This window comes from Streptomyces sp. NPDC086519 (genome assembly GCF_040686075.1).
Taxonomy (GTDB): Bacteria; Actinomycetota; Actinomycetes; order Streptomycetales; family Streptomycetaceae; genus Streptomyces; species Streptomyces shenzhenensis.
Genome location: NZ_JBFBJL010000007.1, coordinates 1 through 12,641, shown reverse-complemented (window position 1 = coordinate 12,641; position 12,641 = coordinate 1). Strand labels below are relative to the sequence as shown.

Sequence of the window (12,641 nt, the reverse complement as noted above, 5' to 3'; positions counted from 1 at the left end):
CCTGTCCCTCGTGGCAAACCCAAGGGACGTCGTCCGCATCCCGGATGCGAAGGTCGCGCTCTCCACGGCCTCCGTCTACCCGGAGTCGACGGCGACGGCCTTCGAGATCGCCGCGCGCCTCGGTTACGACGGCGTCGAGGTCATGGTGTGGACCGACCCGGTCAGCCAGGACATCGAGGCCCTGCGGCGGCTGAGCGAGTACCACCGCATCCCGATCCTCGCCGTGCACGCGCCCTGTCTGCTGATCACCCAGCGGGTCTGGTCCACCGACCCCTGGGTCAAGCTCCGGCGGGCCCGGTCCGCCGCCGAGAAGCTGGGCGCGAGCACAGTCGTCGTCCACCCCCCGTTCCGCTGGCAGCGCCAGTACGCCCGCGACTTCGTCGAGGGGATCTGGCGCATGGCGAACGAGACCGATGTGCGGTTCGCGGTGGAGAACATGTACCCCTGGCGCTACCGCGACCGCGAGATGCTCGCGTACGCCCCCGACTGGGACGTCACCAAGGACGACTACCGGCACTTCACGATCGACCTCAGCCACGCCTCGACGTCCCGCGTCGACGCGCTCGCCATGCTCGACCGGATGGGCGGCCGGCTCGGCCATGTCCACCTCGCCGACGGCCGCGGCTCCGCCAAGGACGAGCACCTGGTGCCCGGCCGCGGCACCCAGCCCTGCGCCGAACTGCTGGAGCGGCTCGCGGTCACCGGGTTCGACGGGCATGTCGTCATCGAGGTCAACACCCGGCGCGCGATGTCCGGCGCGGAGCGCGAGGCGGACCTCGCGGAGGCCCTGGCCTTCACCCGCCTGCACCTGGCCTCGGCGGTGAAGGTGCCCCGCCGATGACCCGTACCGCAGACGGCACGGGGAACGGCGGCACGGGGAACGGCGGCACCGCAGGCGGCACCGGCGTCCGGCGCCGCGGCCGGCCCCCGCGTACCGAGTCGGCCGGCACCCGGGACCGTATCCTCGCCACCGCCCGCGAGGAGTTCTCCGAACGCGGGTACGAGAAGACGTCCGTACGCGCCATCGCCAAGGCCGCCGGCGTCGACTCCGCCCTGGTCCACCACTATTTCGGCACCAAGGAGCAGATCTTCGAGGCCGCCGTCTCGGTCGCTTTCGCCCCCGCGCTCAACGCGCCCACCGCCATCGCCGACGGCCCGCTGGAGGGCGTCGGCGAGCGTCTGACCCGGTTCGTCTTCGGCATCTGGGAGAACCCCACCACCCGTACCCCGCTCCTCGCGATCCTCCGCTCCGCCGTCAACAACGACACGGCCGCCGCCGTCTTCCGCCGCCTGATCGCCACCCAGCTGCTGCGCCGTGTCGCGGAGCAGCTGGACCTGCCCGACGGGGAGCTGCGCGCCGAGCTGGCCGCGGCGCAGCTGGTGGGGTGCGCGATGATGCGTTACGTGATCAAGCTGGAGCCGTTGGCGTCGGCGGACCTGGAGCAGCTCGTGACACGGGTCGCCCCGGTGGTGCAGGGGCACCTGACCGGGCCCTGACCCACTCTCCCTCGGCTCCGAGACACGCGTCCCGCATCCCGGACACCTCGTCCCGAGGCCTGAACGACGGGCGTACGCTCGTTGGCAGCCCTATCTGTCTGAAGGAGCGAGCGACGATGCCCGAGCTGAGGTCCCGCACAGTCACCCACGGCCGCAACATGGCGGGCGCCCGCGCCCTTATGCGCGCCTCCGGTGTACCCGGTGCGGACATCGGCCGCAAGCCGATCATCGCCGTCGCGAACTCCTTCACGGAGTTCGTGCCGGGCCACACCCACCTGCAACCGGTCGGCCGGATCGTCTCCGAGGCGATCACGGAGGCGGGCGGTATCCCGCGCGAGTTCAACACGATCGCCGTCGACGACGGCATCGCGATGGGCCACGGCGGCATGCTGTACTCCCTCCCCTCCCGCGACCTGATCGCGGACTCGGTCGAGTACATGGTCGAGGCGCACTGCGCCGACGCCCTGGTCTGCATCTCCAACTGCGACAAGATCACCCCCGGCATGCTCATGGCCGCCCTGCGCCTGAACATCCCGACGGTCTTCGTCTCCGGCGGACCCATGGAGGCCGGCCGCGCGACCCTCGTGGACGGCACGGTCCGCACCCTCGACCTGATCGACGCGATGGTCGAGGCGGCGAACGAGAACGTCTCCGACGCGGACGTCCTCAGGATCGAGGAGAACGCCTGTCCGACCTGTGGCTCCTGCTCCGGCATGTTCACCGCCAACTCGATGAACTGCCTGACGGAGGCCATCGGCCTCTCCCTCCCCGGCAACGGCTCGGTCCTCGCCACCCACACGGCCCGTAAGCAGCTCTACGTCGACGCGGCCCGCACGGTCATGGACCTCACCCGCCGCTACTACGAGCAGGACGACGAGACGGTCCTGCCGCTCAGCATCGCGACCTTCGCCGCGTTCGAGAACGCGATGGCCCTGGACATCGCGATGGGCGGCTCCACCAACACGATCCTGCACCTGCTGGCCGCCGCCCAGGAGGCGGGCGTCCCCTTCGGCCTCCCGGAGATCGACGCGGTCTCCCGCCGGGTGCCCTGCCTCGCCAAGGTCGCCCCGAACGTCGCCAAGACCCGCACGTACTACATGGAGGACGTGCACCGCGCCGGCGGCATCCCCGCCCTCCTCGGCGAGCTGCACCGCGGCGGCCTCCTCAACGAGGACGTCCACTCCGTCCACAGCCCGTCCCTCGCGGACTGGCTGAAGACCTGGGACGTGCGGGGCGGCTCCCCGTCCCCCGAGGCGGTCGAGCTGTGGCACGCGGCCCCGGGCTGCGTCCGCTCCGCCGAGGCCTTCTCCCAGTCCGAGCGCTGGGCGGCCCTGGACGAGGACGCGGCGGAGGGCTGCATCCGCAGCGTCGAGCACGCGTACTCCAAGGACGGCGGACTCGCGGTCCTCAAGGGCAACCTCGCCGTCGACGGCTGCGTCGTCAAGACGGCCGGCGTCGACGAGTCCATCTGGACCTTCGAGGGCCCCGCGGTCGTCTGCGAGTCGCAGGAAGAGGCCGTCGAGAAGATCCTCAACAAGCAGGTCACGGAAGGCGACGTGGTCGTCATCCGCTACGAGGGTCCCAAGGGCGGCCCCGGCATGCAGGAGATGCTCTACCCGACGTCCTTCCTCAAGGGCCGCGGCCTCGGAAAGTCCTGCGCCCTGATCACCGACGGCCGCTTCTCCGGCGGCACCTCGGGCCTCTCCATCGGCCACGCCTCCCCGGAGGCGGCCTCCGGCGGCACCATCGCCCTCGTCGAGAACGGCGACCGCATCCGCATCGACATCCCGAACCGCACCATCGAGCTCCTCGTCGAGGAGGCGGAGCTGTCCCGCCGCGAGCAGGCCCTGAACGGCGTGTACGCCCCGAAGAACCGCGACCGCAAGGTCTCGGCGGCCCTGCGCGCCTACGCCGCGATGGCCACCAGCGCCGACAAGGGCGCGGTGCGCGACGTGACGAAGCTCGGCTGACACCGCCGCAGCGCCCTGGGGGCCGCCTCCCTCGCGGGGGCGGCCCCTTCGTCCGCCCTCACCAGCCGGCGGGATCCGCCGCGTCCACGGCGAAGACGGTGCCGTCGGGGGCGGCGGCGTAGAGGTGGCCGTCCAGGAGCAGGGGGGCGGGCACCGAGGTGGCGATTCCGCCCGAGGCCGTCCCGAAGCGGGCCGAGGTCTGTCCGGCGACCGCTCCGGTACGTGCGTTCACGGCCATGAGCCGGCCGTCGGCAGCGGAGAAGTACACGTGCCGGCCGTCGGCGACGGGTGCCGAGCCGCGGCTCACCGAGGTCTCCGCGTGCCACGTGCGCCTGCCGGCCCTCATGTCGACGGCGTCCAGCGAGCCGGTGGCGGCCAGCACGTAGACCACGTCGCCCTGCACCCCGGCCTGCGCGTCCTCACGCGGTACGGGCAGTTTGACCCGGCGGGTGGCTCCGGACTGCGGGGCGTAGCGGACCACGGCGTCCGTGTCGCCGTACACCGGATCGGCGGACAGCAGCAGAACCGCCCCGTCCTGCGTGCCGACCGGCGTCAGCCGTCCCTGCAGCCGGGTGTCCCCCCGGACGTCTCCGGTGGCCGGATCCAGGGCCGTGACGTGGGTGCTGGTCCCGTCCGCGGACGTACTGGTCACAAACGCCGAGGACGGATCCGTGGGAAAGAAGTCGATCCGCGCCGTGCCGTGAACCCCGGTCGACCGGCTCCACCTGGGGGTGCCGGTCGCGCTGTCCACGCCGGTGACCGTGCCGTCCGCGCGCGTGAGCAGGAGCATGCCGCGGGCGTACTCCATCCCACTGTTCTCGGGCAGATCGCGCTGCCATCGGCTTTTGCCCGAGTCGGGGTCGAGCGCCACCACACGCCGGGCCCCGTCCGTGACGAGCTGGACGAGCCCGCCGGAGAGGACGGGGGGCCGGTTCCAGTGGGCGTTCGCGACGGAGTGCCGCCACAGCACCGCACCCGTCACCGGGTCCAGGGCGAACGCCACCGACGCCTCGGTGCAGAACAACCTTCCCTCGCCAGTGGCACACTGGGGAGTGGCCGTGCCCTTGGCGACGGGTTTCGCCTGCCACGCGGAGAAGGCGGCGGGCGTCGTCCTCGGACTGCTCGCCCGCGGTTGCGGGGTGCTCCCGGCGACCCACTCGACCAGGGCCACGACCGCGCCGAGCGCGAGGACGACGGCACCGGTGGCCAAGGCGACCCGCCTGCCGAGCCGTGGTCTGCGCGCCTTCAGCGGCTTCTCCGCCTTCGGCGGCTCCGGCTTCGCCGCCTCGCCGGTGTCGCCACCGACGAGGGCACCGGCCGTGGCCCGCTGTGCCGGTATGAACGCCTGCGTGTCGTACGACGCCGCCAACGACCGCAGCGCGCGCATCAGTTCGTCGGGCGTCGGCCGGTCCTCGGGCTCCTTGGCGAGGCAGCGCATCACCAGCGGAGCGACCTCCTCCGGTACACCGGTGAGGTCGGGCTCGTCATGGACGACCTGGTAGGCGACGACATAGGGACTGTCCGAGTCGAACGGCCCCCGCCCCGTCGCCGCGTGCACCAGTACCGAGCCGAGCGCGAAGATGTCGGCGGCGAACCCCACTTCACGCGGCCGCCGGAACTGCTCCGGCGCCATGAACGGCGGCGTACCGATCAACTTTCCCGTCTCGGTCCGCAGTTCGCTGTCTTTCGGCCGGGAAATACCGAAGTCGATGACCTTGGGACCGTCCTCGGCCAGCAGCACGTTGCTCGGCTTCAGATCCCGATGCACCACGCCGACCCGGTGAATGTCCCGCAACGCCTCCGCCAGTCCCACCATCAGCCGGCGCAACTGGGCCGGAGGCATCGGCCCGTTCCGCTTCACGTGCTCGGAGAGGGTCGGGCCGGGAATGAAGAGGGTGGCCATCCAGGGCCGTTCGGCCTCGGGATCGGCGTCCACCACGGGTGCGGTGAAGGCGCCGCTGACCTTGCGCGCGGCGGCCACCTCCTGCCGGAAACGGCCCCTGAACTCGCGGTCCTTGGCGTACTCGGCGTGCACGACCTTCACCGCGAGCTTCAGCCCCGAGGTGCTGCGGGCCAGGTGCACCACGCCCATGCCACCGGAGCCGAGGCAGGACTCCAGGCGGTAGTGCCCGGCGTACTCGGGAAGTTCCGCTTCCGCGCCCGCTCCGGTGTTGCGCTGTGGCGTCAAGGGACCACCCCCGTGCTTTTTCCGCGGAGCGCGACGCACGGAGCCTAGTCGATGACTCGTACGAGACAGAGGCGGCTTGCTAGCCTCCGCGTGCGAGTTACGGGCGTGTGTTTCGTGGCTCGAATCAGGGGAATCAACGGGACTCCATGGAACTCATGGGTCCAGTGGGGGGAGCACCACGTGTCTGTCGATCACGCACAGGAAGCCGAGAGCGGCGGCGAGGAAGAGGCCGTCACCACGCTGGCAGCAGCCACCACCGTTCGCTACTACTCGGTCGCCCCGGGCGTCCGCCTGAACGTCCGCAGCGGCCCCGGCACCAGCTACGACATCACCCGCGTCCTCCCCGAGGGCGCCAAGGTCCCGATCTACTGCCAGACGCCGGGCACTTCGGTGTCCGGTTACTACGGCACGTCGAACATCTGGGACAACATCAGCAACGGCGAGTTCGTATCAGACGCCTACGTCAACACGGGCAGCGACGGCTACGTGGCCGACCGCTGCTCCTGACCGGTCCAGGGGGCTGGGATGACACCCTTACGACGCGCTTCCATCCTTCTCGCAGGCTCCGCCGGAGCCTTTCTCATGGTTCTGGGGGCGGCCTCGGTCGCCGCCGCCGTATCGACGTACTCGGTCGCCCCGGGCGTCCGCCTGAACGTCCGCAGCGGCCCCGGCACCAGCTACAGCATCACCCGGACCCTCCCCGCGGACACCAAGGTCCCGATCTTCTGCCAGACGCCGGGCACTTCGGTGTCCGGTTACTACGGCACGTCGAACATCTGGGACAACATCGACAACGGCGAGTTCGTCTCGGACGCCTACGTCAACACGGGCAGCGACGGCTACGTGGCCGACCGCTGCGCCTGACCTCGCGCACCACCCCGCCCCGGAGCCCGCGGCCCCCGGCGCCATAATCGTCCCGTGAGCGACGAACCAGGCACCCCGGACACCCCCGCGGGCTCCGTCGGCGGCCCCCGCCCCGAGCCCCTCCGTTTCTTCGGTACGTCCTGGGTGAACCACGACGACGGCTACACCGCCCGCCGGATCGGCGTGGCCGTGGGCTCGCTCGCCGCCGCCGGTGTCTCCTGCCTGGTCCTCCGCCTCGCCTACGAGGGCGTCCAGCTCGCCGACACCGGTGCCTTCGTGACCGTCCTGGTCGTCGCGATGTTCGCCATCTGCAGTGCCCTGGCCTTCCGCAACACCTGGGAGTCCTTCGGCAAGCGCCCCGACCCCGAACGCCAGGCCTCCCTGCGCGGCCTCCTCGCCATCGGCTTCGTCGGCTCGCTCCTCGCCTACTTCTTCCGCTCCCTCACCGAGGCCCCCGGCGAGAAACTCCACCGCGCCGAGTACGACACGGCCGTCCGGGAACACGAACACCGCACCACCCGCCGCTCGGGCGACCCGTCGAAGAAGAAGCGGAAGCGGTGAGGCCGGCCCGCCGGTCGCGGGGGAGAGCGGAGCGCAGGCGCTGAGGCCGGCGGCCGGACGGCCTGGCGGAGCGGCGGTCGTGTCCAAGCCGCCTGCCGGAAATCCCTTCGCCGGAAATCCCTGTCGCCCCCGTCCCGCCTACCGGGACCATGGCCGCATGACCACAGGCCAGTCGCAGTCGCATCCCCGGAACCCGACCCCGACCCCCACCCCCGTTCCCTCCCACGCCGCACGCGCCCGCTCCTTCAACGCCGCCGCGGCCCAGTACGCCGCGAACCGTCCCTCGTACCCGCCCGCCCTCCTCGACGCCGTCGAGGAGGAAGCCGGCCGCTCCCTCACGGGGGCCCGGGTGGTCGACGTCGGCGCGGGCACCGGCATCGCGACCGCCCTCCTGCACGCGCGCGGCGCCGACGTGGTCGCGGTGGAACCGGGAGAGGGCATGGCGGCGCAGTTCCACGCCACCCTCCCCGGCCTCCCGATCGTCCGCGGCAACGGCGACGCCCTCCCGCTCGCCGCCGCCACCGCCGACTTCCTCACCTACGCCCAGGCGTGGCACTGGACCGACACGGCCCGTTCCGTGCCGGAAGCGCTGCGCGTGCTGCGTCCCGGCGGGGCGCTGGCGCTGTGGTGGAACACCGACGCGCTCGACGTCGACTGGATCGCCGACTCCGCCGACCGCATCAGCCGGTTCTTCGGCATCGACGTCAGAGCGGAGCAGAGCAAGTCCGCCGACCGCACCGATCTCGCCGACCCCAGCGGCCGACTCCGGTTCGCCCGCCGCGTGGTGCGCTGGAGCCGCCGGGTCCCGGTCGACACCCACCTCGCCAACATCGGCAGCCACTCGGCGTTCCTCGTCACCCCCGAGGCCCGCCGCACCGCCTTCCTCGCCGAGGAACGCGCCCACCTCCTGAAGGTCTTCCCCGACGGCGTCGTCGAGGAGACGTACGACGTCCTCCTGCTCGTCGCCCTCAACACCTGAGCGCCGCCCACCTGTCGGCTCGCGGCAGCGACTCGGCCGCGGGCCGACGGGGGCCGGCCGCGCCCACGCGGCGGTAGCCGCACACCGCATACAGCCCCGCGCTCCATACGAGGCGCTGCCCCGCCGCGTCTCACCAGCCGCGGGCAGCCGTGCCGCTCGGCCGGCGCCGGAAGGCGCTCCCACCCCACCTTCTCCCCTTGACGCCCCACCCCCTCCCGAGCATTATTCAGCACATGGTGAATTCTTCGTCGGAGCCACCCCTGGCCCCCGGCAACCCAGCCCTGCCCCCCGCCGTCGAGGCCGCCGGACTCACCGCGGTCCGCGGCCCCCGCACCGTCCTCCGCGGCCTCGGCTTCACCGTCCCGCGCGGCCAGATAACCGGCCTCCTCGGCCCCTCCGGATGCGGCAAGTCCACCCTGATGCGCGCCGTCGTCGGCACCCAGGCCAAGGTCACCGGCACCCTGAACGTCCTCGGCCGCCCCGCCGGTCACCCCTCCCTGCGCACCCGCATCGGCTACGTCACCCAAGCCCCCTCCGTCTACGGCGACCTGACCATCCGCCAGAACCTCGACTACTTCGGCTCGATCCTCGACCCCACCCGCCCCGCCCACGGCCGCCGCGCCGACACCGCCCGCGTCCTCGGCGAAGTCGACCTCACCAGCCACGCCGACACCCTCGCCGGCAACCTCTCCGGCGGCCAGCGCAACCGCGTCTCCCTCGCCGTCGCCCTGCTCGGCAGCCCCGAACTCCTCGTCCTCGACGAACCCACCGTCGGCCTCGACCCCGTCCTGCGCCGCGACCTCTGGAACCTCTTCCACTCCATCGCCGCCACCCGCGGCGCCACCCTCCTCATCTCCTCCCACGTCATGGACGAGGCCGAACGCTGCCACCGCCTCCTCCTCATGCGCGAGGGCGAGATCCTCGCCGACGACGCCCCCGAGGCCCTGCGCACCCGCACCGGCTCCGACACCGTCGAGGCCGCCTTCCTCCACCTCGTCGACGAAGCCAACGCCAACGCCCGCACGAAGGAAACGGCACGATGACCACTCAGCCGGCCACCGCAGGAACCACCGGAAGCGCCGCGGCCATCCCCGTCAGCGCCCTCAACCTCTCCCGCACTACCGCCACCGCCGGCCGCGTCCTGCGCCAGCTCCGCCACGACCCCCGCACCATCGCGCTGCTGATCCTCGTCCCCTGCCTGATGCTGGTGCTGCTCCGCTACGTCTTCGACGGCAGTCCGCACACCTTCGACAACATCGGCGCCTCACTCCTCGGCATCTTCCCGCTCATCACGATGTTCCTGGTGACCTCCATCGCCACCCTGCGCGAACGCACCTCCGGCACCCTCGAACGCCTCCTCGCCATGCCCCTGGGCAAGGCCGACCTCATCGCCGGCTACGCCCTCGCCTTCGGCCTCCTCGCGATCATCCAGTCGGCCCTCGCCACCGGCCTCGCCGTCTGGTTCCTGGGCCTCGACGTCACCGGCTCTCCCTGGCTCCTGCTCCTGGTCGCCCTGCTCGACGCACTGCTCGGCACGGCCCTCGGGCTCTTCGTCTCGGCCTTCGCGGCCTCGGAATTCCAGGCGGTCCAGTTCATGCCCGCGGTGATCTTCCCGCAACTCCTGCTCTGCGGCCTCTTCACCCCGCGCTCCCAGATGCACCCCGTCCTCGAAGCCATCTCCGACGTCCTCCCCATGTCCTACGCCGTCGACGCCATGAACGAGGTCCTCCGCCACACCGACATGACCGCCACCTTCGTCCGGGACGTCCTGATCGTCGCCGGCTGCGCCGTGCTGGTCCTGGTCCTCGGAGCAGCCACCCTGAGGCGACGGACCGCCTGACCCACCGCCGACGTCCGCCCAGCGGACAACCGGCCCCCGCCCCACCCCCCGGTGCCAGACTGAACCGCATGAGTCAGAAAGTCGCAGTCCTCGGCACCGGCAAGATCGGCGAAGCCCTGCTCAGCGGAATGATCCGCGCCGGCTGGGCCCCTGCCGACCTCCTGGTCACCGCCCGCCGCCCCGAACGAGCCGAAGAACTCCGCGCCCGCTACGGAGTCACCCCGGTCACCAACCCCGAGGCCGCGAAGACCGCCGACACTCTGATCCTCACGGTCAAACCCCAGGACATGGGCGCCCTCCTCGACGAACTCGCCCCGCACCTTCCCGCCGACCGCCTCGTCATCAGCGGCGCCGCGGGCATCCCCACCTCCTTCTTCGAGGAGCGCCTCGCCGCAGGCACCCCGGTCGTCCGCGTCATGACGAACACCCCCGCCCTCGTCGACGAGGCGATGTCCGTCATCTCCGCCGGCAGCCACGCCACCGCCGGCCACCTCGCCCACGCCGAGGAGATCTTCGGCGCTGTCGGCAAGACCCTCCGGGTTCCCGAGTCCCAGCAGGACGCCTGCACCGCCCTCTCCGGCTCGGGCCCGGCGTACTTCTTCTACCTCGTCGAAGCCATGACCGACGCCGGCATCCTGCTCGGCCTGCCCCGCGACAAGGCCCACGACCTCATCGTCCAGTCCGCGATCGGCGCCGCCGTGATGCTCCGCGACAGCGGCGAGCACCCCGTCAAGCTCCGCGAGAACGTCACCTCCCCCGCCGGCACCACCATCAGCGCCATCCGCGAACTGGAGAACCACGGCGTCCGCGCCGCCCTCATCGCCGCCCTGGAAGCCGCCCGCGACCGCAGCCGCGAACTCGCCTCCGGCAAGAAGGACTGACGGCCCGCCCCTCGAACGCACCGACCTGCCCACATCCGAGGTCACCCCGCCGGGCCGGGTTCGGCGGCGAGGTCACGACGCGCCGGCACCCCGCATCGCGCCTCGCCACCGGCCCCCACGCCTACCGCGCCGCGTCCAACGCCGGCTCGGCCGTCACCTGCCCCGGGCCGGCGAAGGCGCCGGGCGGCAGCAGCCCGATCGCCCGGTAAGCCGTATCGACGATCGGCCGGGCGATCGCCCGAGCCTTCTCCGCCCCATGCCGCAGCACCTCCTCCACATATCCCGGATCGGCACACAACTCCTTGTGCCTGGCCTGCACGGGCCTGAGCGTCTCCAGCACCGCCTCCGCGGTGGCCTGCTTCAGAGCGCCGTACGAATCGTGAACGGTCGCCAGTGACTCAGGGTTCCCGCCCGTGCACGCAGCGAGAATCTCCAGCAGGTTCGCGACCCCGGGACGCTCCTCCCGGTCGTACACGACCTCCCGCCCGCTGTCGGTGACGGCCCGCATGACCTTCTTCCGGATCACGTCCGGCTCGTCGAGGAGATAGACGATCCCCGGCCCGGAGTCGTCCGACTTCCCCATCTTCGACGAGGGATCCTGCAGGTTCATCACCCGGGCCGCCACCGTCGGCACGGTCGCCTTCGGCACCACGAACGTGTGCCCGTACCGCTGGTTGAACCGCACCGCCAGATCCCGCGCCAGCTCCACGTGCTGCGCCTGGTCGTCCCCGACCGGCACCTCGTCCGCCCCGTACGCCAGGATGTCCGCCGCCATCAGCGCCGGGTACGTCAGCAGCGACAGCCGCACGCCCCGCCCCCGCGCGCCCTCGCTCGCGACCTTCTCCTTGTACTGGATCATCCGCCGCATCTCGCCGTCGGTCGCCACGCACTCCATGACGTACGACAGCCGGGTGTGCTCGTCGACATGGCTCTGCACGAACACGGTGCACAGCTCCGGATCCAGCCCCGCCGCCAACAGCAGCGTCGCCGCCTGCCGGGTGAGTCTGCGCAGCCGGGCCGGGTCGTGGTCCACGGTCATCCCGTGCAGGTCGACGACGCAGAACAGGGCGTCGGACTGATGCTGGTCGACGGCGGCCCACTGCCGCATCGCTCCCAGGTAGTTCCCCAGTGTCAGGTGCCCGGTCGGCTTGATGCCGCTGAAGACCCGTGTCATTCCCTCTCCACCTTCTGGCCGAGGCCGCCGCTCCCGGCGGCCGGCCCCCGGAGGTTCCGGAGGGAGATACGCGAACGGCCGCCGAAGCGGCGGCCGTTGAATACGTACGTGAGCGCGGCCGCCGTCAGGCGGGCCACCACTGCTGGTTACACGTACGCGTAGTCATGCCCCCTACCTTACGCCCCCGGGGCGCCGTCCCGCCGCGAGTTGACACGCCCCGACCGGATACGTATTGTTCTCCGGGTTGTCCGACGTGAGCGCCGACCTCGGTCGGTCCCCGGACAGCCATTCCGCAGTACCTACCAGCAATCGGCGATACGTCGTCGAGGGCTTCGGCATGCGTATTCGCGTAATGAGGAATCCGTGTTCGAAAGGACGCGGCCCCCGATTAGCTCGGAGGCCGGGAATCCGCTAAAGTCTCACCCGTCGGAACGGCCAACGGCCGCGAAGGCAACACCCGCTGACTGGGAATCAGATGCCGAAAGGATCTGATAGAGTCGGAACCGCCGGAAAGGGAAACGCGAGAGCGGGAACCTGGAAAGCACCGAGGAAATCGGGTCGAGAAAAGATCTGATAGAGTCGGAAACGCAAGACCGAAGGGAAGCCCGGAGGAAAGCCCGAGAGGGTGAGTACAAAGGAAGCGACCGTTCCTTGAGAACTCAACAGCGTGCCAAAAGTCAACGCCAG

13 protein-coding genes are annotated in these 12,641 nt (G+C 71.3%); 10 read left to right on the top strand and 3 right to left on the bottom strand.

Annotated features, from left to right (window positions below):
• The first annotated feature begins 10 nt into the window (after positions 1-10).
• From AB0P24_RS09105 to ilvD, 3 genes are all read left to right on the top strand, one after another.
• On the top strand, positions 11-841 hold the full coding sequence (locus AB0P24_RS09105) for a sugar phosphate isomerase/epimerase (RefSeq protein ID WP_365791760.1): 831 nt from the start codon (positions 11-13) through the stop codon (positions 839-841).
• Positions 838-1,497 (top strand): TetR family transcriptional regulator, encoded by a 660-nt coding sequence (locus tag AB0P24_RS09100; protein ID WP_365791758.1) that lies wholly within the window; start codon positions 838-840, stop codon positions 1,495-1,497. Before AB0P24_RS09105 ends, AB0P24_RS09100 begins: the two co-directional genes overlap by 4 nt.
• Before the next feature lie 116 nt (positions 1,498-1,613).
• Complete coding sequence (gene ilvD / locus AB0P24_RS09095) at positions 1,614-3,467, top strand: dihydroxy-acid dehydratase (RefSeq protein WP_365791756.1); 1,854 nt, start codon at positions 1,614-1,616, stop codon at positions 3,465-3,467.
• Positions 3,468-3,525: 58 nt separating this feature from the next.
• On the opposite strand, the gene AB0P24_RS09090 is transcribed toward ilvD, so the two are convergent.
• Positions 3,526-5,655, bottom strand: a complete 2,130-nt coding sequence (locus AB0P24_RS09090; RefSeq protein WP_365791754.1) for a serine/threonine-protein kinase — start codon at positions 5,653-5,655, stop codon at positions 3,526-3,528.
• 180 nt (positions 5,656-5,835) lie between these two features.
• On the opposite strand from AB0P24_RS09090, the gene AB0P24_RS09085 reads away from it, so the two are divergent.
• The 7 genes from AB0P24_RS09085 (at position 5,836) to proC (ending at position 10,780) form a co-directional block, all read left to right on the top strand.
• Positions 5,836-6,162: an SH3 domain-containing protein gene (locus AB0P24_RS09085; protein WP_365791752.1), complete on the top strand. Its 327-nt coding sequence runs from the start codon at positions 5,836-5,838 to the stop codon at positions 6,160-6,162.
• A gap of 75 nt (positions 6,163-6,237) precedes the next feature.
• A complete protein-coding gene (locus AB0P24_RS09080; protein ID WP_365791750.1) occupies positions 6,238-6,519 on the top strand; it encodes an SH3 domain-containing protein in 282 nt (93 codons plus the stop codon).
• A 54-nt stretch (positions 6,520-6,573) separates the two neighbouring features.
• Positions 6,574-7,080: an EamA/RhaT family transporter gene (locus AB0P24_RS09075; RefSeq protein ID WP_365791748.1), complete on the top strand. Its 507-nt coding sequence runs from the start codon at positions 6,574-6,576 to the stop codon at positions 7,078-7,080.
• Between the two features lie 157 nt (positions 7,081-7,237).
• Positions 7,238-8,059: a class I SAM-dependent methyltransferase gene (locus AB0P24_RS09070; RefSeq protein WP_365791746.1), complete on the top strand. Its 822-nt coding sequence runs from the start codon at positions 7,238-7,240 to the stop codon at positions 8,057-8,059.
• Positions 8,060-8,292: 233 nt separating this feature from the next.
• On the top strand, positions 8,293-9,102 hold the full coding sequence (locus AB0P24_RS09065) for an ABC transporter ATP-binding protein (RefSeq protein ID WP_365791744.1): 810 nt from the start codon (positions 8,293-8,295) through the stop codon (positions 9,100-9,102).
• Positions 9,099-9,899, top strand: coding sequence for an ABC transporter permease (locus AB0P24_RS09060; RefSeq protein ID WP_365791742.1), 801 nt, complete (start codon positions 9,099-9,101; stop codon positions 9,897-9,899). Before AB0P24_RS09065 ends, AB0P24_RS09060 begins: the two co-directional genes overlap by 4 nt.
• A 68-nt stretch (positions 9,900-9,967) precedes the next feature.
• Positions 9,968-10,780: a pyrroline-5-carboxylate reductase gene (gene proC / locus AB0P24_RS09055; RefSeq protein WP_365791740.1), complete on the top strand. Its 813-nt coding sequence runs from the start codon at positions 9,968-9,970 to the stop codon at positions 10,778-10,780.
• Positions 10,781-10,901: 121 nt separating this feature from the next.
• Here proC and trpS read toward each other — a convergent pair whose 3' ends face one another.
• Positions 10,902-11,954, bottom strand: a complete 1,053-nt coding sequence (gene trpS, locus AB0P24_RS09050) for a tryptophan--tRNA ligase (RefSeq protein WP_365791738.1) — start codon at positions 11,952-11,954, stop codon at positions 10,902-10,904.
• Positions 11,955-12,425: 471 nt separating this feature from the next.
• Positions 12,426-12,641 (bottom strand): hypothetical protein (locus AB0P24_RS09045; RefSeq protein ID WP_365791736.1); only part of this gene is annotated, 216 nt, incomplete at its 5' end.

Coding starts and splice junctions, on each gene's coding strand:
- ilvD (WP_365791756.1), top strand. CDS start 1,614: ATGCCCGAGCTGAGGTCCCGCACAGTCACCCACGGCCGCAACATGGCG.
- proC (WP_365791740.1), top strand. CDS start 9,968: ATGAGTCAGAAAGTCGCAGTCCTCGGCACCGGCAAGATCGGCGAAGCC.
- AB0P24_RS09080 (WP_365791750.1), top strand. CDS start 6,238: ATGGTTCTGGGGGCGGCCTCGGTCGCCGCCGCCGTATCGACGTACTCG.
- trpS (WP_365791738.1), bottom strand. CDS start 11,954: ATGACACGGGTCTTCAGCGGCATCAAGCCGACCGGGCACCTGACACTG.
- AB0P24_RS09060 (WP_365791742.1), top strand. CDS start 9,099: ATGACCACTCAGCCGGCCACCGCAGGAACCACCGGAAGCGCCGCGGCC.
- AB0P24_RS09065 (WP_365791744.1), top strand. CDS start 8,293: ATGGTGAATTCTTCGTCGGAGCCACCCCTGGCCCCCGGCAACCCAGCC.
- AB0P24_RS09070 (WP_365791746.1), top strand. CDS start 7,238: ATGACCACAGGCCAGTCGCAGTCGCATCCCCGGAACCCGACCCCGACC.
- AB0P24_RS09100 (WP_365791758.1), top strand. CDS start 838: ATGACCCGTACCGCAGACGGCACGGGGAACGGCGGCACGGGGAACGGC.